Genomic DNA, 19,679 nt, shown 5'->3' on the forward strand with positions numbered 1-19,679 from the left:
ACTCCAGGGCTGGTTGGTGGTCAATGCTCGGCCGCGGCGGGTGTGAGCGCGATGCTCGCGGTGCGGATGCCGGGCACGGTGCGGGTCAAGGCGACGGCGATGCGTCGTTCGGATTCGTCGGCGAACCGGCCGTAGACGGTGGCGTCGCCGTCGTCGACGGTGACCTGCCAGCGCCGCGCGCCGCGGTATTGATCGAGCAGGCGCTGCGCATCGGCCGCGAGCGCGTCGTCCGGGGTGAGCATGAGCCGCAGCGCGTCGCCGCGGCTGAACATGCCGACCACGCGGTCCTCGGCGTCGACGACCGGCAGACTGCGTAGTCCGTGGGTCACCAGCCTGCTCATACCCTCGGCCAGTGCCGCGGTCTGGGGCAGGGCGACCGCCGGCGTGGTCATCACCGCGCCGACAGCGTCGTCGAGTTCTCCGGACCGCAAGAGGTCACCGCTGGTGAGCATTCCGATGAGGCGGTCGTCCCCGTCGAGCACGGGCAGCGCCGCGTACCGCAGTTCGGCGAGCATCAGCGCCGCATCGCGCGCCGTATCCTCGCGCCGAACGGTGGTGACCGGCCTCCGCATCACCTCACGTACCTGCATGTTCCTCACTCCGATACCTCCTTTCCGGCTCAACCCCATGGTGGCGTGGCGGCGAGGCGATCGATTGCGCTGATCGGACAATCGGAGGGCGGAGAGTTGTGGCGACGGCACAGCGGGCCGGGTCAGTCGGTGTCGGCGACGGCGAGTTCGATCATCATGGCGAGACGTTTGCGCGGATCGTCCAAGCCGAGATCGGTCACCTCCGCCATCTTGCGCAGCCGGTTGCGGACGGTGTTCTCGTGCACGCCGAGCTGCGCGCTCGCCTGGGCCGAGTCGCCCTGCGCCTGCAACCAGGCGCGCAGCGTAGCCACGTACTGGGTGGAGTGCGCGCGGTCGTGGCGCCGTAATTCCGACACCGGTCCCCGCGCCGGGGTGCGTCCGGAAAGTCCTGCGGTGCGCAATCGCTGTAGCAGGATCTCGTCCCACGACTCGTCGTAGGCGGGAGGCTCGGCCGCCGCGGGCCGGGCCTCGTGCAGCGCCAGGCACTCGTCGGCTTCTCGGCGCGCCGACGCCAATTCCGTGGCCCGTGCGAGACCGCTGACGCCGGCCGTCAATGTCATCCCCACGGGCAGCGCGGCCTGTAACTCACCGACCCAGCGGCGTGCCGCCGCAGCGGAATCAGCGGGGAGCACGGTGTAGACGGTGTCGCCGACCAAGGCGCTGCGGGTCGAACGGGACCAGCCGAATCCGGTCGTCGCTCGCTCGAAGATCAACAGCAGCGCGGCGTGCCGCTCGTGCGCGTCTCGATCCCGCAGCGCGATCACCCGCAAGTTCTCCGGCGCCAGCCCCAGTCTGCTGGCCACCGTCGCCGCGTCCGCCGCACCCTCCAGTAGACGAATGACCAGATCGGCTTCCACCTGACGCTCCAGGTCCGCGCTGGCTCGCGACCGCAGCAGGTGCAAGGCCACCGTGCGCGCACCATCGGCCAAGGCCGTGCGCCGGGCCCCGCGTAACGGCGCCGGGCACGACACCCATATCGACCCCAGCAGTTGCCTGCCCACCCGCACGGCCACGACCATCCGCCCCGTCACACCGCGTTCGGCGTCCGCGGCGACGAACAACGGCTCATCCGAGGCGGCCAAATGCGCGAAGACACCGCGCGCGTCGAACAGGGCCCGCAACCACGGCGGCATCTCCCTACCGAGGATCGTCTCGACGCGGGCGGGATCGAGGTGCTGCTTCGGCTTCGAATACGCCAGCACCCGAGACCGCCGGTCCTCGATCGTCACCGCGCCCCCGACAGCGTCGGCCACGCTGTCGGCCAAGGCGAACAAATCGGTCGGGCCGCGACCGGCCTCGGTCTCGCGTCCTTCCAGCACCAATCCGTAAACGACCGCGGCAAGCTCGCTCCAGGCCACCGCGGGATCGACCACCAGCACCGCCACGCCATCGATATCCGGCTCGTGCTCGGTCTCCGCACCCCCACGAAAGACTGCGACGACAGCACCCGCCGAGACCGCCCATTCCACCACCTCCGACAGCGAGCGTGCCCCTATCCCCAGCAGCACGTCACCCGCTTCCACGGGCCCCTGATCGGCCGCGTGGATCACCACGCTGCGCAATCGGGTGGACCGGGGCACCGAACCCAACCGCAAGCGGATTCCGTAGCCACTCAGCACGTTCGCCAACCGGTCCAATGTCACCACGAGCCGCTCCGAAGCCGAGCCGACAGCGCTGCGCGCCCAGGCGACCGACGCGGCCCCCACAAGGTCGTGGACGTGGCGGTCATTCGATCGAACTCGGCGAACGTCATAAGACCTCCCGCGGTTGTCCATCTCCCTCGATCACGCCTGCGGAGCCTCAGCGGGGGACCTCGTCCGTCGGGACCGCCCTCGCACCACCGAACGGTACGCGCACGACCGTGTGGCTTTCGCGGTTCATACCGGCACGGTCTCGGCGCCGAGGGCTGTCGCCTCCGCGTCAGGCTTCGCCCGTCGCCGGAAGTTCGCGATCGCCGCGCCCGCGCCGGGCCGCGGCGCCCTGGATCACCAGCGCGTACAAAAGCAGCACGAGCACCGGCGCGGCCAGCGGCGCCCAAGCCAAGCGCAGCGGGACGAGAGCGGCGACGACGGCGACCGCCGTGAAGCCGACCGCACCGGTCACGGACGGGATCGTGGTCGGCACCACGCCGTGCGGCGCGGTCACCGTGGCGGCGTTGAGCAGATAGGTCGTGGCCACCAGACCCGTCGCCGCGGAAGCGAGCACACCCGCGTCGGCGACCGCGAGCACGGCGAGCGCGAGCAGCACCGCGCAGACCGCCAGCGGCCGCAGCCACCAGCCGAGCGCGACGAAGACCAGGGCGGGAATGCCGATCCACGGCTCCAGCAGCGCCACCGACGCCACCAGCAGCACCCCGGAGAGAACGGCGAGGAATCTGGTCATCGGCGCACCCGTACGGTCCTGCGGTGCTCCGGCAGCACCCGCATGATCTGGTCCAGGCGCGCGTCTTCCGGCCACGCGACGATGTCGACGCCGACGGTGCCCATGTCCCGGTACATCGCCGCGCGCTCGAGCTGCCACATCTTGGCCAGGATCGGGTCGAGGTCCTCACGGAACGGCGTGCCGCGCAGGACGTCCACCACGACCACCACGTGCCCGCGCTTGCGCAGATCGATCAGCGCGAGCGCGAACTGTGTGTCCAGCAGGGTGGAGAAGGCCACCACGATCGCGCCGAGCGGCACGGCGGAGTGCGGCGCGAGGGTGCCGGTGGTCGGGATGTGTTCGTCGCCCACGTCGAGCACGGTGTCCACGATGCGGTAGAACTGGCGCCGCCCGATGTCCGGCCGCAGCCAGCGCGGCGCCTGGCCCAAGCAGACCACCGCGGTCCGGTCGCCCGCCTGCAAGGTCGACTGCACCACCTGCGCCGCGCCGCGCACCGACAGCTCCAGCGAATCGGTCGCCGGTCCCGGCGCTTGCTGCGAGGTGTCCACCAGCACAACGACATCCGCGGAACGATTGGTCAGCCGCTCGGTGACGTACAGCCGCCCGCGCCGCGCGCTCACCGGCCAGTTCACGATGCGCAGCTGGTCGCCGGGGGCGTAGGCGCGGATGTCCGCGTACTCGACGCCGGGACCGTGCCTGCGGGTCAGGTGGGTGCCGAGCCGCTCGGGAAGTTCGGTGCGCGGCAACCGCATTCGCTGCGGATCGGTGATCGGGTACACGAACAGCTCCCCCGCGGGCAGCACCGCGGTGGCGACGGCGAGCCCGGCGGGGCTCAGCGCCGAGACCCGCACCGACATCGGGTAGCGCCCCCACCTGGCCGCCGAGAGCGCGAGCCGCAACCCGGCGGGCGCGATTCCGGAATCGCCGGCCTCCTCGATCTGGATCTCCAAGCCGGCCGAACGCTCCGGCTTCAAGCGCAGCAGCGCATGCCCTTTCTCCACGAAGGCGGCGACGGTCAGCGTCACCTCCTCGGTCTCGAAACAGCGCAGCGTGCCGCCGCCGTCGACCTGGATCCTGGTCGAGGACTGCTGCCACGGCGCGGTTGCCAGCACGCCGAGCAGCGGCGCGGCGAACACGAGCAGTTGCCACCGGCCGAGGACCACCGCGAGCACCAGGGCCGCGGCGGCGCACCCCGCGAGCATGAAGACCAGCGGTGCGGGTCGCCACCGCAATTCGGCGTCGACCGCGGAACTGGCGTCGCGGTGCCTCATGTCACGGTGGCGCGCGGTACCGGCAGACGGCGCAGCAGTTCGGTGATCACGTCCTCGCCGCGGATGCGGCGCACCCACATCTCCGGCCGCAGCGTGATCCGGTGCGCCATGGCCGGGATCGCCAGCGCCTTGACGTCTTCGGGAATCACGTAGTCGCGGCCGAGCAGCAGAGCCCGCGCCCGGGACATCTGCACCAGGTCCAGTTCCGCGCGAGGGCTGGCGCCGACCTCGACCTGAGGGTGCCCTCGGGTCGCCGACGCCAGCGCGACGACATAGCTCACCACGTCGGGGTGCACGGTCACGTACTCGACGGATTGCCGCATCTCCAGCAAACCGTTGGCGTCGACGACCTGGTTGACCTGCGGCACCTGCGCCCCGCGCTCCAGTCTGCGGCGGATCATCTGCGTCTCGTCGTGCTCGGACAGGTAGCCCAACCGCAGCTGGATGGCGAAGCGGTCGAGCTGCGCTTCCGGCAGCGGGTAGGTGCCCTCGTACTCGATCGGGTTGTCGGTGGCCAGCACGATGAACGGTTGCGGCAGCAGGAACGTCTCGCCGTCGATGCTGACCTGTCCCTCGGCCATCGCCTCCAGCAGCGCGGCCTGTGTCTTCGGCGGTGTGCGGTTCACCTCGTCGGCCAGCAGCACGTTGGTGAACACCGGCCCGCGACGGAAGGTGAACCGGCCCGAGGACATGTCGTAGATCGTCGAACCGAGCAGATCCGCGGGCAGCAGGTCCGGGGTGAACTGCACCCGGGTGAACTGCAACCCGAGCGCGGCCGCGAACGATCTCGCGATGAGCGTCTTGCCGAGACCGGGTAAGTCCTCGATCAGCACATGCCCACCGGACAGCACCGCGATCATGATCAACTGCAACTCGTCCTGCTTGCCGACCACGACCCGGGACAACTCCCGGAGCACGGCCTCGCTGCGCTGGATGGTCATGTCCATCGGCATGGTCATGTGTGTACCCGCACTTGCCTCAACCCATTTCACATTCTCTGCAGGCGGCTCAGGATCTCGTCCAGCGCCGCACGTCCCGGTGCCCTGCCGGCTTGATCACGAAGGGCCGAATTGGCCGGGTCCACCCAGCGCCACAGTTCCGGCCCGAACTGGTGGACACCCGCCGCCTCGACCGCTCTGCGGTTCTTCGCCACCCGCTGGCCGCTGGACAGCTCGAACTCCTTGGCCAGCAGAGGACGCAGGTGCCGGTCCCAATCGGCACGACTGCCGTCCGCCCGGTCGGCGAGCATCTCCGCCCTGGCGTGCCAGCGCTGCAACATCTCGGCCGGGCCGTTCTCCATGTCGTCGAACTCGTCGGCGTCCCCGGCCTCGGCGCGTTCGAGCAGCGACCAGATCAGCCAGCCCAGCGCCACCGCGACCGGGATGCCCGCGACAATCGGCAGCAGCCCGCGGGCGCGCTCGACGGCGACCAGCTCGATCACCGCGATGACGATCACCCCGGTGATCACCACCCCCATCCGATTCACGCGATGTCCTTTCTCACCCGGCCGGTCACGCGGGCACCTCCCCTTGCAGATCGGCGAGCACGATGCGCAGCAGTTGCTCGGCTCGCATGCGCTGCCATTCGAGCATGGCGTGCGGGCTGAACCTGGCCTCCTCGAACAAGGCGACCAGTTCGCGGGCGGACGCGTCGTGCAGCGCGCCGCGTTCGAACGCGCGGGCCAGCACTTCCATCGGGGTGTCCGAGGCGAGCGGAGCGGCGGCGCGGTCGGAGGCGAGGCCGCGCTCCATCGCGACGTAGCAGGCGATGATCGCGGTGCGCGGGTCCTGGCCCGGGGCGTTCATCGCGGCCAAGCCCAGCTCGGCCGCGCGGGCCAGCGAGTCGGCCACGGTGGGCGTCGGCGCGACCCGGGGCGCCTGCGCCGGGACGGGCTTGCGCCGGGACGACACCGCGACCACGACCAAACCGCTCATCGCCACCGTCACCAGGCCCGCGGCCGCGATTCCGGCCAGCACCAGCGCCGTTCCGGTCAACTCCGCCGACCTGGGCTCGCGTTCGGCGGGCGGCGGGGTCCCCTGCTCCGGCGCGGCGCCCGTGGTGGTGGCGGGGGTCGCCGGGCGCGCGGGTTCGCTCGGCCTGCCTGCGCCGATGAAGTAGATCGCCGTCACAGCCGCGAACAGCACGCCGAGCAGCGCGAGCGCACCGAGCACTGCCAGGCCCACGCGCCCCAACCGCCACTGCTTGCGCTCGTCCGCGCGTTCGGGCTCCGGCATGGCCAGCGGCAACCGGTGCTGGCTGGCGATGACGCCCGCCAGCAGGATGACGATCGATACGGTCAGCAACACGGGCATCAGAGCGACCGACAACGCGGACGGGACTTGCCTGCGCGACTCGCTCTCCGTGATTCCTGGGATGTATCCGTGCAATGCGATGGCGGCAAAAGCCAGCAGCGTGATCAGCACGATCACGCGCGATATCGGCGCTCGCGCCCTGGCCACTGCGTTACCACCAAATCTGAGTACTCCACAAAACAGCCACATAGTTACATGCCGGGCGGTCCGCTCGGGATGGAATGGAATACTTCGCAGTCCTTCCTCCTAAACCGCAACTGTGCGGGGAGGCGGCGGGTCGGCCATCGCGACGGTGACTACCGGACGATTTCGGCCGAGGATTGGGACAATGCACAAAGCCGACTTGTCAAACGTGAGATATCCGGCACTTCCCGCACCTCCCGCACCAGCTCGCCGAGCGCTGCGGACGCGATGACGGTGAGTGCACGATCGGCGTCGTAGAGCACGTCGACGACGTTCACGAAACGCATCGTCCAGTCGGGCGGAACTGTGCGCAGCGGTGGTACATCCCGGATTTCCCAGCGCGGAAAACGTTGTGCCAGCGCAACATAATCCGCCGCGGAGGTTGGGGTCCCGCACAATGCGGCGAAGTCGATGACGAGTGCGCCTCCGTCCGTCGCAATCGCCCGCAAACTTCTGGCACCGAGGGATATCTCGACGATCGATTCGATTTCCCGTTGTGTCGCATCATTATTGCGGGAGGACGAAGCCGACAACGCTTCCACGGTCATGTGCCATCGGGGCGCCACGACGTATCGCCCGGCCGCGAATCCGGTACCGGCGCCCCGGGCACCGAGGGTCCGATAGTCGATCGCGCCGTCGACGGCGACCACGTCCATGTTCGCGAGAATTCGCTCGATCGTCGGCACGAACCGGTCGTGGAACAACGGATTCGGCAGCAGCTCGGCGGGCGGATAGTTCGACGTCACCACCAGCGCGACGCGGCGGGCGAACAGCGCGTCGAGCAGCCGGGCGAACAGCATCGCGTCGCCGATGTCGTGGACGTGGAATTCGTCGAAGCAGACCAGCAGGGCGTCGCCGAGCAGCGCGTCCACCGCGGCATCGATCGAGCCGGACGCGTGCGCCGCGGCGTGCAGGCTCGCGAAGAACTGGTGAAAGTGGTAGCGCCGCTTGCGTTCCGATGCCACCTCGGCGAAGAACCGGTCCATGAGCATGGTCTTGCCGCGCCCGGGCCTGCCGTGGAGGTAGACGCCACGGCTCCGTCGGCTCGGCCTGCCGCGCCGATCGACCAACTCGCGCAACCGCGCCGCCGCCCGCGCCTGCTCGGCATCCCACCGTAGTTCCACGGCACCTCCAAAGTCCTCTACATTTGTAGAGGACGAGGCCGCGCGGCGGCCAGGAAGGGTGATCATGTCCACAGGCGACCGGCGTGCGCTCCTCGTCGACACGGCCATCGAAGTGATCGCGGCACGCGGCCTGCGCGCGCTCACCCACCGCGCGCTGGACACGGAACTGGGCCTGCCCGCCGGTTCGGCTTCCTACTACTTCCGCACCAAACGCGCCCTCATCGAGGCCATCGTGGAGCGGATCACCACCCGCACCCGCGACGATTTCGCCGCTGCCGCGTTGACGCCGACCGCCGACCGGCAACCGGTCGCGGAAGCCATCGCGGCCTGGCTGGACCGGCTACTCGCGCAACGGCGCGGTCACCTGATCGCACGGCACGCTCTGCTGATCGATCTGCTGGACGATCCCGACCTGCATCCCCGGCTGGTGCGCAGCCTGTTCTCCATCGACCGCGCCCGCGACCTGTTCCGCGCCATGGGCGCGCCCGATCCGGATATCCGGGCTGCGGATTTCGTCGCCGTCATCGAGGGAGCCGTCTTCGACCGCTTCGCGGGCAATCGCACCGCCCTGCGCCCGGACACGCCGGAGAGCGTCCAGCAGCTCGCCCGCGTTCTCGCCGCGCACTTGCGCGTGTGATCAGCTGGGCCAGCCCCGCTGGCTGTAGGTCACGCCGGTGAGGTAGCCGTGGATACCGGCGGCCGGATACGGAATGAGGGTTTCCGGAAGGTTCGCGAGCGAGAACCACCGCAGCTCGTAGGACTTGTCCGGCTCGCGGTTGACCGGCTCGCCCGACCAGCGGCGCGTCTCGAAGAACAACCCGACCCGGGCTTCCCGTTCGGACTCGACGACGTGCGCGGAATGGACGTGCCGCAGATCCGCCGGATCGATCACCACACCGACCTCTTCGTGCGCTTCGCGGACCACCGCGGCGAGCACCGACTCCCCCACCTCGAGCTTTCCGGCGGGCAGGTGCCACAGCCCGTCGAACTCGTCCGCGCTGCGCCGCCTGCTCAGCAATAATTCCGCGCCGCGCAGCAGCAACACATGCACATCCACCAAATGCCTGGCCACCACTTGCCCCAAGCTACGCGCCACCCCCCGCACCGGCGGCGGTTCGCACACCCGTCAGCACTCCGGACCCACCATGACGGGTGCCGGAGTGCTGAAGCAGGCAGGCGCGGCCGACCTGATCAGTCCGCACTGAGGACGAGGCCGGAGGTCGGCACGCCGGTGCCCGCGGTGACCAGGATGTTGGTCAGGTCGGCGACCGGGTTGACCGAGACGCCGCGGATCTGGCGCACCGCCTCGGCGATGCCGTTCATGCCGTGGATGTACGCCTCGCCGAGCTGGCCGCCGTGCGTGTTGAGGGGCAGGCGTCCGCCGACCTCGATGGCGCCGTCGGCGATGAACTCCTTCGCCTCGCCCCGGCCGCAGAACCCGAGTTCCTCCAGTTGCATGAGGACGAACGGGGTGAAGTGGTCGTACAGGATGGCGGCCTGCATGTCCTCCGGACGCAACCCGCTCTGCGCCCACAGCTGCTCACCGACCAGGCCCATCTCCGGCAGGCCGGTCATGGCGTCGCGGTAGTAGCTGGTCATCACGTACTGGTCGGCGCCGGAACCCTGGGCGGCCGCGGCGATGACGGCGGGCCGCTGCGGCAGGTCGCGAGCCCGCTCGACGCTGGTGACCACGATCGCGACGCCGCCGTCGGACTCCTGGCAGCAATCCAGCAGGTGCAGCGGCTCGGCGATCCAGCGGGAATTCTGATGATCCGCCAGCGTGATCGGCTTGCCGTAGAAGAAGGCCGCGGGGTTCACCGCGGCATGCTTGCGGTCGGCGACGGCCACGCGGCCGAAGTCCTCGCTGGTGGCCCCGTAGACGTGCATATAGCGCCGGGCGACCATCGCGACCTGCGCGGCCGGGGTGCCCAGCCCTTGCGGGTAGGACCAGCCCGCGTCGATGCCCGACGAGGTGGGCGCGGTGGCCAGCGCCGTGGAGAACTGCCCGAACCGCGACACCGACCGCTCGTTGAACGCGCGGTAGGCCACCACGACGTCCGCGACGCCGGTGGCCACCGCCATGGCGGCCTGCTGGATGGTGGCACAGGCCGCGCCGCCGCCGTAGCCGATGTGGCTGAAGAACTTCAGCTGCGGAATGCCGACCGCCCTGGCCACAGCGGCCTGGGTGTTGGTGTCCATGGTGAACGTGGTCAGGCCGTCCACGGCGGCGGGCGTCAGGCCCGCGTCGGCCAGTGCGGCGGTGACCGCCTCGGCGGCCAGGCGCAGTTCGCTGCGTCCGGAGTCCTTGGAGAAATCCGTGGCGCCGATGCCGACGATGGCCGCACGGCCGGAAATCTTCTGCTCAGACATCGGCCCTCCGCAACGCGATGACGGCCGTAGCCGTGATGTGGTCGCCGAGGCTGTCCTTGCCGACCACGTCGATGTGTATGTCGTCGCCCTCCAACGCGGTCACCGTGCCGGTCAGCGTCAGCGTGTCTCCGGCGTACAGCGGCACGCCGAGGCGCAGCGCGATCGACTTGACGACGGCGCGCGGGCCCGCCCAGTCGGTGACGAAACGCTGCACCAAGCCGGTGTCGGTGAGGATGTTGACGAAGATGTCCTTCGAGCCGCGGGCGACGGCCTTGTCCCTGTCGTGGTGCACGTCCTGGAAGTCCCTGGTGGCCAGGGCGGTGCTGATCACGAACGTGGGGTCGGCGCCGATCACCAGCTCGGGCAGCACCGTGCCCACGCGCACGGCGGCGCTCACGAGACCACCTGCCAGACCGGCAGTGTCGCCTCGTCGTCGAGCTTCTCGAAGCCCACCTCGACCGGCAGACCGATCCGCACCTCGGCCGGGTCGATGCCGCGCAGTTCACCGAGCATGCGCACGCCTTCCTCCAGTTCGACCAGCGCCACCACGAACGGCAACTGCCGCCCCGGCACCTTCGGCGCGTGGTGCACGACGTAACTGAACACGGTGCCGCGCCCGGAGGCGACGACGTAATCGGTCGGTTTCGACTTGTCCTGCCAGATGGCGGGAATGGGCGGATGCCGCAGCGAGCCGTCCGGCAGCCGCTGGATGCGCAGCTCGCCCGCTTTCGTTCCTTCCCAGAAGAATTCGGTGTCCCAGGAGACCAGCGGCTTGACCCGCGCGCCCTCCGGGGCTTTCGGCGCGGCGGTGCCGGGAGCGAATTTCAGCAGCCGGAACAGCATCTCGGCGACCACCTCGTCGCCGACCCGCCAGGTGGTCTGGAAGGTGACGAACCATCCCTCACCCAGCGCGGTGCGCTTCGGGCCGCGGATGTCCGACAGCGTGCTGGTGACCGAGACCTGTTCGCCGACCGCGAGGTAGCGGTGGTAGGTCTGCTGACAATCCGTGGCGACCACGGAGGTGTAACCCGCGGCATCGAGCAGTTCCGTGGCCGACCCCATCGGGTCGTCTGCGGGACGAGAACCGTTGAGCCCGAACATGGTCCACACCTGGGCCATGGCGGGCGGCGCGACGATGCCTGGATGTCCCGCCGCGCGCGCCGCCTCCTCGTCGACATAGATCGGATTGGCGTCGCCGAGCGCCTCGACCCAGTTGTTGATCATCGGCTGGTTCACCGGATCGCGCCCGAAACGGGGCGCGCTCGCACCCGCCGCCTTGATGGCCTCGGCTGCGGCGACGATCGCTTCCGGAGTAGTGGTTTCCGGCACGCGCGGCTCCTTCACTCGTTATCGGGGTACTCGCGGCAACCGCAGACCGGACGAGGCGACCAGTTCGCGCATCACCTCGTTGACGCCACCGCCGAAGGTGACCACGAGGTTCTGCTTGGTCCTGCGGTCCAGCCAGGTCAGCAGCTCGCCGGTGGCCGGGTCGGCCGGGTCGCCGTAGCGGCCGACGATCTCCTCGGCGAGCCTGCCCGCCTCCTGGAGCGATTCGGTGGAGTAGACCTTGGTCGCGGACGCGTCGGCGATCACTTGCGCCTGGTCGCCGTCCACAGTCGCGGCGACCTGCCAGTTCAGCAGTTCGTTCAACCGGACCATGGCGTGGATGCGGCCCAGCGCCCTGCGCACGTCGAGTTCGGCGAGCACGCCGCGCGGTTGCGCCCAGTCGCGCACCCGGTCGTAGAGCTGCTCGATCTTGCCGGACGGCCCCAGGCTCACCCGCTCGTGGTTGAGCTGCGTCGTGATCAGCTTCCAGCCCCGGTTCTCCTCGCCGACCAGCATGTTCGCCGGGACGCGCACGTTGTCGAAATAGGTCGCGTTGGTGTGGTGAGCGCCGTCGCAGGTGATGATCGGCGTCCACGAGTAGCCGGGGTCGGTGGTGTCCACGATCAGGATCGTGATGCCGCGGTGGCGCGACTCGGTCGAGCCGGTGCGGCAGGCCAGCCAGACGAAGTCGGCCTCGTGCGCGCCCGTGGTGAAGATCTTCTGCCCGTTGACGATCCAGTCCCCGGACTCGTCACGCACCGCCGAGGTGCGCAGCGAGGCGAGGTCGGTGCCCGCGTCCGGCTCGGAGTAGCCGATCGCGAAATGGACGTCGCCGGAGAGGATTCCGGGCAAGAACCGCCGCTTCTGTTCCTCGGTGCCGAACTGCTGCAAAGTCGGTCCGACGGTCAGCAGCGTCACCAGCGGGAGCGGGACGTCGGCCCGGACCGCCTCGTTGAAGAAGATCTGCTGCTCGACCGGCCCGAAGCCTTGGCCGCCGTATTCCTTGGGCCAGCCGACGCCGAGCCAGCCGTCGCGGCCCATCCGGCGCACCACGGCGCGATAGGCGTCACCGTGCCGGTTCACCGCCATCTCGGCCTCCTCCTCGGGAGTCACGAGATCGGCGAAGTAGGCACGCAATTCGTCGCGCAGCCGGCGTTGCTCGGTGGTCAGGTCGATGAACATCTCGCCCCCAATCGGTCGAGCCGGAACGACGCGCCGCCGAGCCAGCGAGCGATGTCCTTGGCTTGTGAGTAGTAGCGATGCATCGGGTGGGTCACGTCCACGCCGAGGCCGCCGTGCAGGTGATGGCACTTCTGCATGGCCGCGGGAAGTTCCGCGGCGACGGTGTAGGCGAGGATCTCCAGGTCGTCGTCGGTGCGCTCGCGATGCTCCCGGCTCGCGTCGGGCTGCGCCAGCGCCCAGTTCGCCGAGACCGCGGCCACGTGCAGGGTCCGCGAGACGACGTACAGGTCCGCGATCTGCTGGGCCACCGCCTGGAACTCGGCCAGCGGCCTGCCGAACTGATGCCGGGTGCGCAGATGCTCGGCGGTGAGCGTGATCGCGCCTTTGAGCAATCCGTCGGCCACCGATCCGATCGAGGCGAGCGCCAGCCGGTGCAGATCGGCGAGACCGACCGGCCACAGCTGGTCGGCCGGAATCTGCACCTGGTCCAGCCGGACCGTGTACTCGGGAATGCCGCCGGAGACCGGCGTCGGCGTGCGGGTCAGGCCGACGGCCTGCGCGTCCACCACGGCGATACCGGCGTCGGTCGGCACGAGCAGCCAGCTCGCCTCCTCCGCGTACGGCACCGCCACCTTGTGCCCGGTGATGCGCACCGTGTCGCCGCTGACGACGGCGGTGGTCTCCGGCTCGCGGACGAACGGCGCCCCCGGTTCGCTCAGCGCCGCGGTGAGCACCGCGCCCTCGGCGACCCCCGGCAGCACGAGCGACTGCACGCGCTCCGGCGCGCAGGCCACCAGCGGCAGCACGCCCAACCCCAGCGTCGACAGCGCCGGCACCGCCACCGCGTCGGTGGCCAGTTCGGTGAGCAGCGCCGACACCTCGAGCAGCCCCATCCCATCGCCGCCGAACCGTTCCGGCAACGCGACGACGAGCAGGCCGGAGTCGGCCAGCTTCGGCCACAATCGCATGTCGCGCGCCGGTTCGCGCTCCAGCAAGCTCACGACGACCTCGGCCACCGCGTCCTGGCCCTCGTCCCTGGTGAAGTCCACGCTTGTCTCCCGATTGGCTGTAGGGCTAGCTGTCCGCGTCACGAGGCAGCCCCAGAATCCGCTCGGCGGCCACGGTGAGCAGGATCTGCTCGGTCCCGCCCGCGATCGACAGGCAACGCGTGAGCAGGAACTCCTTGGTCACCTCGGAGTCCTGCGCGCCGAGCGGGCCCGCCGCCTCCGCGGCGAATTCCGCTACCGCTTGGCGGTGGCGCACGCCGACCAGCTTGCGCACGCTGCTCTGCGCGCCGGGGTCACCGCCCGCGAGCATCTTCACCGCGGCGCGTTGCTCGAGCAGCAGGCCCGCGATCGCCTCGGCCACGAATCCACCGAGCCGGTCGTTCACCAGCTCCGCGCCGGGGCCGGTGGCGGGCGATTTCGCGATCAGCTCTTCGAGTACCGGACCGATGCCGTTGCCACCCATGGCGACTCGCTCCGTCGACAGCGTGGAACGGGCGATCTTCCATCCGTTGTTCAGCGCGCCGACCACGCAATCGTCCGGCACGAACACGTCGTCGAGGAAAACCTCGCTGAAACGCGCCTCTCCGGTGATCTGCACCAGCGGGCGCACCTCGAGCCCGGCGCTGTGCATATCGACCAAGAAGTACGTGATGCCGCGGTGTTTGGGCGCGTCGGGATCGGTGCGCGCCAGGCAGATCGCCCAGTTCGCCTTGTCGCCCAGCGATGTCCACACCTTTTGCCCGCGCAGCACCCAGCCGCCGTCGGTCTTTTTCGCGGTGGTGCGCAACGCCGCCAGGTCGGAACCCGCCTCTGGTTCGCTGAACAGCTGGCACCAGACCACTTCGCCGCGCAAGGTCGGCCAGGCGAAGCGCTCGATCTGTTCCGGCGTCCCGTGCTGCAACAGTGTGGGGATCGCCCAGCCGCCGATGGCCAGGTCCGGCGCGGTGAGTCCGGCACGGCGCAGCTCCTCGGAGATGACCAGGCCGGTCATCGGGTCCGCGGCGCGTCCGTATGGCCGCGGCCAGTGCGGCATGACCAGGCCCGCGTCCACCAGCGCGGCACGCTGCCGGTCGGCGGGCAGCGCCGCGATCCGCGCGACCTCGGCGGCGAGTTCGTGCGCGCTGTCGCCGTCCACAGCGGCCACGCCTTCCTCGGCGAAGACCCGATCGGCCCCGGTGGTGCGCCGCAGGCCCCTGCGGGTCAGTTCGGTGACCCGAGCCCGCCAGTGCGCCGAACCGCCGAGCAGTTGGCGCAAGGCCGTGGCCCGGCGCAGATACAGGTGGGCGTCGTGCTCCCAGGTGAAGCCGATGCCACCGAGCACCTGAATACAGTCCTTCGCCGTCTCCACCGCGGCGTCCAAGGCGATGGCGGCCGCGATGGCGGCCGCGATCGGCAGTTCGGCTCCGCCGTCGTCCACGGCCGCCGCGACGTCGGCCGCGGCGGCGCGGATGAGTTCGGTGCGGCACAGCATCCAGGCGCAGATGTGCTTGACCGCTTGGAACGAACCGATCTTGCGGCCGAACTGCTCGCGCACCTTCGCGTACTCGACCGCGGTCTCGAGGCACCAGCCCGCGAGGCCGGACAGTTCGGCGGTGACCAGCGCGACGAGCAGGTCCCCTGCCGCGTGCGGCGCGACGAATACGCGTTCGGCGGGCACGCGCAGGTCGGCGCAGTGCACCCGCGCCAGCGGCGTGCTCGGATCCAGCGGCGCGAGCGCTTCCACCCGCAGGCCCTCGGCGTCGGGCGCGACCAGGCACCACCGCTGTCCTTGCGGTTGGTCGATCGGCAGCAGCACGGCGGTGCCTGGGGCGGCGCCGACGACGGAATCCCAGGTACCCGTGAGCAACACGCCGTCGCTCGCGACGGGTACGCTCACCGTCGAACCGACGACGAAGTCGAGCGCCACACCGCACGGCAGGTCCTCGTCGAGCTGTCCGGCGGTGATCAGATTGGCCAGAGCCGTCGCGAGCACCGGGCCGCCGACGAGATCGTGCGCCGCCTGTTCCACCAGCACGGCCAGATCGGAGACCGACCCGCCCGCACCTCCCGCGTCCTCGGCCACCGCGACCCGGAAGATCCCGATCTCGGCCAGCGCGGGCCAGTAGGCGCGCCAGAAGTCGGCCGCGCCGGCCCGCATTGTTGCAATCGGACGGACCGAAGCGGCCCATCCGCGCATCGACTCCTGAACGGCTTTATGCTCGTCAGTGGTGGCGATGGTCACACTCCATACCGCCTTTCCGGCGTGACTCCCACACCTAGAACATGTTCTAATATCCTAGCCGGGCGGAAGTCAAGAGACCGCCGCGGCCACACCGCGCACGCAGCCGACGAAACGACGTTTCCGGAAAGGACTTTCATCAATGGCCAGTCCGTCCCGATCGCAGCCAGCCGACCCGAGCGCGGGACGGCCCGCCGCCACGGTCACCACGCTCAGCGAGGACGAGCTGAGCTCGGCGGCGCAGCGCGAGCGGCGCAAGCGGATCCTGGACGCGACCTTGGCGCTCGCGTCCAAGGGCGGTTACGACGCGGTGCAGATGCGCGCGGTGGCCGAGCGCGCCGATGTCGCGGTCGGCACGCTGTACCGCTACTTCCCGTCGAAGGTGCACCTGCTGGTCTCGGCGCTGTCGCGCGAGTTCGAGCAGATCGAGGGCAAACGCAAGCCGCTTGCCGGGCAGTCCCCACAGGAGCGCATGCACCTGCTGCTCACCCAGATCACCCGGATGATGCAGCGCGACCCGCTGCTCACCGAGGCCATGACCCGCGCGTTCATGTTCGCCGACGCCTCGGCCGCCGCCGAGGTGGACCGGGTCGGCAAGGTGATGGACCGCGTCTTCGCCCGCGCGATGAACGACGGCGAGCCCACCGAACGCCAGCTGGCCATCGCGCGGGTGATCAGCGACGTGTGGCTGTCGAATCTGGTCGCCTGGCTGACCCGGCGTGCCTCGGCCACCGACGTGACCGAACGACTGGAACTGACCGTCGACCTCCTCCTGGGCGAACGCAACCAGTAAGCTCTAGCGGGATCTCTCAGCACACAGCGAGCGAATCAGCGCCCGGTCACCCCACCGGGCCCGAATAGCTCGTTGTGCTGCGACGAAGCTCACCCGCTCGGATCCCGTTGCCGTTAGCTGGGCAGATCTACCGGACACCGGTTCAGGTGTGCGTTATCGTGCGCACGCGAACCGGCGCGCTTCTGTGCGGCAAATTCAACACAGTATTGTTTTGCCCGCCCCCTGAAAAAACTCCTCCGATCACTAGGTTGGATGCGTGAGCGCACAGGATCTGCCACTGGAACTTCGCCGTGCACTGTCGACGGTCGCGCGCGTGCCACGGCTGTTGGTCGCATCGGACTACGACGGGACACTCGCGCCCATCGTGTCCGACCCGACCAAAGCCTTTCCCCATCGGGAATCGGTGAGCGCGTTACGAGCCCTCGCCGGCCTGACCGGGACCACTGCCGCCGTGATCTCCGGCCGCGCGCTGCGAGATCTCGCGGCGCTGTCCCGCCTTCCGGTCGAGGTGCAACTGATCGGCAGCCACGGCTCGGAATTCGACGTGGGCTTCGTGCACGCGATCGACAACGACGCCAAGCATCTGCTCCAAGAGGTGCAGACGGCCCTGAATCAGGTCGCCGCGGACAACCCCGGCGTCACCGTCGAGATCAAACCGGCCAGTGTCGCGTTGCACGTGCGCAACGCCAGCCCGGAGATCGGTCATCGCGCGCTGTCGCAGGTCCGGCTCGGTCCGGCGTGCTGGTTCGGCGTGCAGGTCACCGAGGGCAAGGCGGTCATCGAACTGGCCGTGGTGCAGACCGACAAGGGCACCGCACTGGACACCGTTCGGCATCAGGCGGGGGCCTCGGCCGCGGTGTTCTTCGGTGACGACGTCACCGACGAGAAGGCGTTCCGCGTGCTGTCCGGCCCGGACGTCGGCATCAAGGTCGGCGACGGCGAGAGCCTGGCCAAGTTCCGGGTGGACAGCACCGAGGCCGTGGCGTGCGCGCTGGCCTACCTGCTGGAGGAGCGCCGGACCTGGCTGGCGGGCGCGAGCGCGCCGCGCATCGAGCGGCTGACCATGCTGGCCAGCCCGCGCTCGGTCGCGCTGCTCACCCCGGACGCCACGGTGACCTGGTTCTGCCACCCCGAGCCCGATTCGGCCGCGGTGTTCGCCCACCTGCTCGGCGGCCCGCAGGGCGGCCACTTCACCATCGAGCCGGAGCGGCCGGGCCTGCCGCTGTCGCAGCGTTACGTCGACGGCACGATGACCGTCGAAACCCGTTGGGCCAAACTGCAAGTCACGGACTACCTGCCGCACGACGTAGCCCCGACCCGCACCGACCTCACCCGGGTGATCACCGGCGACGCGAAGGCCGTGGTCACCTTCGCCCCCCGCCCGGAGTTCGGCCAGGTGCCGGTGAACCTCGAGGCGCAGGAGGGCGGGCTGCGGGTGTACGGCACCAACGACCCGATCGTGCTGCGTTCACCCGGCGTGCGGTGGGAGATCGTCTCGGACGGTACCCACGAGTCGGCGCGGGCCGTCGTGGATCCGTCCAAGGGGCCGGTCGTGCTCGAACTGCGCTGCGGCACCGCCGATCTCGATCCCGCCCCGGCCAGTGAGGCGGAGCGGCGGCGGGAGGCGCAGCGGTACTGGTCGGATTGGGCGGGGACGCTCACACTGCCGCCGCTCAAGCCCGACCTGATGAAGCGCTCGGCGCTGACCCTGCGCGGCCTGGTGCACGCGCCGTCCGGCTCGATCCTCGCGGCCGCCACCACCTCGCTGCCCGAGGACATCGGCGGCGTGCGCAACTGGGACTACCGCTACTGCTGGCTGCGCGACGCGGCGCTGACCGCGCAGTCGCTGGTCTCGCTCGGCTCGCTCGCCGAGGCGGAGGACTACCTGGGCTGGGTGCACCGCGTGCTGGAGACCTTGCCCGGCCCCGAGCGGCTGCACCCGCTGTACACGCTGTACGGCGAGACGCTGCCGCCGGAGGCCTCGATCGACCAGCTACCCGGCTACGCCGGCTCCCGCCCGGTGCGCGTCGGCAACGCGGCCAACATGCAGGTTCAGCTGGACGTCTTCGGTCCGATCGTGGACCTCATCGCCACCCTGGCGCACGCCAGGGAGCTGCGCGGCGTCACCGATCCGGCGAACGTGCTGCCCGACGCCGACTGGGAGCTGGTGTGCGCCATGGTCTCGGCGGTGCAGCGGCGCTGGCAAGAGCCCGACCACGGCATCTGGGAGATCCGCGGCAACCCCCGCCACCACGTGTACTCGAAGGTGATGGGCTGGCTGACCGTCGACCGGGCGCTCACCCTGGCGCAGAAGTTCGATCGCGAGGCCGATCCGGCCTGGCCGGTGCTGCGCGACACCATCGCCGACGAGGTGAAGGCCAAGGGCTGGAACGACGAGGTGCAGTCCTACACCGCGGCGTACGACGGCACCGACCTGGACGCGGCGACGCTGCACATCGGGCTGAGCGGCCTGATCGACCCGTCCGACCCGCGCTTCGCGGCGACGGTCGTGGCGACCGAGGCCGAGCTGCGCAGCGGCTCGACGGTATACCGCTACCACCACGACGACGGCCTGCCCGGCGGCGAGGGCGGATTCCACCTGTGCGCGGCCTGGCTGGTCGAGGCGTACCTGCTGATCGGCAAGCGCTCCGACGCCGAGGCGCTGTTCGCCCAGCTGGTCGACGTGGCGGGCCCGACCGGGCTGCTCAGCGAGGAATACGACCCGGTGGCCGAACGGTCGCTCGGCAACCATCCGCAGGCGTACAGCCATCTGGGCCTGTTGCGCTGCGCGCAGCTGCTGGGGCAGCCGGTGGAGGCCGCGCTGGTCTGACCACGTAGGAGCCGAGGGCCCGCGAACGAGGAATCGTTCACGGGCCCTTCGCATTCGGTTTCCAGGTGGGCGTCGCATCCGAACGCTTGAC

The 19,679-nt window shown here is 70.0% G+C and carries 18 protein-coding genes; 3 read left to right on the plus strand and 15 right to left on the minus strand.

Features of this window, described 5'->3' with window-relative positions:
• Nucleotides 1–20: 20 nt before the first annotated feature.
• From ACIHAX_RS01525 to zapE, 8 genes are all read right to left on the minus strand, one after another.
• On the minus strand, nt 21–590 hold the full coding sequence (locus ACIHAX_RS01525) for a CBS domain-containing protein (RefSeq protein ID WP_364436193.1): 570 nt from the start codon (nt 588–590) through the stop codon (nt 21–23).
• A 122-nt stretch (nt 591–712) separates the two neighbouring features.
• Entirely contained in the window at nt 713–2,236 is a 1,524-nt protein-coding gene (locus ACIHAX_RS01530; protein WP_397275217.1) for a PucR family transcriptional regulator, read from the minus strand.
• 274 nt (nt 2,237–2,510) lie between these two features.
• On the minus strand, nt 2,511–2,972 hold the full coding sequence (locus ACIHAX_RS01535) for a hypothetical protein (RefSeq protein ID WP_356963581.1): 462 nt from the start codon (nt 2,970–2,972) through the stop codon (nt 2,511–2,513).
• Nucleotides 2,969–4,243: a DUF58 domain-containing protein gene (locus ACIHAX_RS01540; RefSeq protein ID WP_397275219.1), complete on the minus strand. Its 1,275-nt coding sequence runs from the start codon at nt 4,241–4,243 to the stop codon at nt 2,969–2,971. The genes ACIHAX_RS01535 and ACIHAX_RS01540 overlap by 4 nt, the downstream gene beginning before the upstream one ends.
• A complete protein-coding gene (locus tag ACIHAX_RS01545) occupies nt 4,240–5,202 on the minus strand; it encodes a MoxR family ATPase (protein ID WP_355076766.1) in 963 nt (320 codons plus the stop codon). Before ACIHAX_RS01545 ends, ACIHAX_RS01540 begins: the two co-directional genes overlap by 4 nt.
• A 29-nt stretch (nt 5,203–5,231) precedes the next feature.
• Nucleotides 5,232–5,720 carry a hypothetical protein gene (locus ACIHAX_RS01550; RefSeq protein ID WP_356963885.1) on the minus strand — a complete coding sequence of 163 codons (489 nt, stop codon included), beginning with the start codon at nt 5,718–5,720 and terminating at the stop codon, nt 5,232–5,234.
• 34 nt (nt 5,721–5,754) lie between these two features.
• Nucleotides 5,755–6,672, minus strand: a complete 918-nt coding sequence (locus tag ACIHAX_RS01555; protein WP_397275222.1) for a DUF4129 domain-containing protein — start codon at nt 6,670–6,672, stop codon at nt 5,755–5,757.
• A gap of 179 nt (nt 6,673–6,851) precedes the next feature.
• Nucleotides 6,852–7,862 carry a cell division protein ZapE gene (gene zapE / locus ACIHAX_RS01560; RefSeq protein ID WP_364436136.1) on the minus strand — a complete coding sequence of 337 codons (1,011 nt, stop codon included), beginning with the start codon at nt 7,860–7,862 and terminating at the stop codon, nt 6,852–6,854.
• Nucleotides 7,863–7,926: 64 nt separating this feature from the next.
• On the opposite strand from zapE, the gene ACIHAX_RS01565 reads away from it, so the two are divergent.
• Entirely contained in the window at nt 7,927–8,499 is a 573-nt protein-coding gene (locus ACIHAX_RS01565; RefSeq protein ID WP_397275224.1) for a TetR/AcrR family transcriptional regulator, read from the plus strand.
• Here ACIHAX_RS01565 and ACIHAX_RS01570 read toward each other — a convergent pair whose 3' ends face one another.
• The 7 genes from ACIHAX_RS01570 to ACIHAX_RS01600 all read right to left on the minus strand — a co-directional run bounded on the left by ACIHAX_RS01570 (nt 8,500) and on the right by ACIHAX_RS01600 (nt 15,968).
• On the minus strand, nt 8,500–8,958 hold the full coding sequence (locus tag ACIHAX_RS01570) for an NUDIX domain-containing protein (protein ID WP_355076760.1): 459 nt from the start codon (nt 8,956–8,958) through the stop codon (nt 8,500–8,502).
• Nucleotides 8,959–9,053: 95 nt separating this feature from the next.
• On the minus strand, nt 9,054–10,232 hold the full coding sequence (locus ACIHAX_RS01575; protein WP_397275227.1) for a lipid-transfer protein: 1,179 nt from the start codon (nt 10,230–10,232) through the stop codon (nt 9,054–9,056).
• Nucleotides 10,225–10,629, minus strand: a complete 405-nt coding sequence (locus ACIHAX_RS01580) for a MaoC family dehydratase (protein WP_355076756.1) — start codon at nt 10,627–10,629, stop codon at nt 10,225–10,227. The genes ACIHAX_RS01575 and ACIHAX_RS01580 overlap by 8 nt, the downstream gene beginning before the upstream one ends.
• Entirely contained in the window at nt 10,626–11,561 is a 936-nt protein-coding gene (locus tag ACIHAX_RS01585) for an OB-fold domain-containing protein (RefSeq protein WP_355076754.1), read from the minus strand. Before ACIHAX_RS01585 ends, ACIHAX_RS01580 begins: the two co-directional genes overlap by 4 nt.
• Nucleotides 11,562–11,579: 18 nt before the next feature.
• Nucleotides 11,580–12,740 carry an acyl-CoA dehydrogenase family protein gene (locus ACIHAX_RS01590; protein WP_364436122.1) on the minus strand — a complete coding sequence of 387 codons (1,161 nt, stop codon included), beginning with the start codon at nt 12,738–12,740 and terminating at the stop codon, nt 11,580–11,582.
• Complete coding sequence (locus ACIHAX_RS01595) at nt 12,725–13,789, minus strand: acyl-CoA dehydrogenase family protein (RefSeq protein ID WP_355076751.1); 1,065 nt, start codon at nt 13,787–13,789, stop codon at nt 12,725–12,727. The genes ACIHAX_RS01590 and ACIHAX_RS01595 overlap by 16 nt, the downstream gene beginning before the upstream one ends.
• A gap of 25 nt (nt 13,790–13,814) precedes the next feature.
• A complete protein-coding gene (locus ACIHAX_RS01600; RefSeq protein ID WP_397275231.1) occupies nt 13,815–15,968 on the minus strand; it encodes an acyl-CoA dehydrogenase family protein in 2,154 nt (717 codons plus the stop codon).
• A 139-nt stretch (nt 15,969–16,107) separates the two neighbouring features.
• On the opposite strand from ACIHAX_RS01600, the gene kstR reads away from it, so the two are divergent.
• Together kstR and otsB are read left to right on the plus strand one after the other, a co-directional pair.
• A complete protein-coding gene (gene kstR / locus ACIHAX_RS01605) occupies nt 16,108–16,758 on the plus strand; it encodes a cholesterol catabolism transcriptional regulator KstR (protein ID WP_039794748.1) in 651 nt (216 codons plus the stop codon).
• 256 nt (nt 16,759–17,014) lie between these two features.
• Nucleotides 17,015–19,588: a trehalose-phosphatase gene (gene otsB / locus ACIHAX_RS01610; protein ID WP_355076747.1), complete on the plus strand. Its 2,574-nt coding sequence runs from the start codon at nt 17,015–17,017 to the stop codon at nt 19,586–19,588.
• The last annotated feature ends 91 nt before the right edge of the window (nt 19,589–19,679 follow it).

This window comes from Nocardia sp. NPDC051929 (assembly GCF_044548645.1).
GTDB classification, from domain to species: domain Bacteria; phylum Actinomycetota; class Actinomycetes; order Mycobacteriales; family Mycobacteriaceae; genus Nocardia; species Nocardia sichangensis.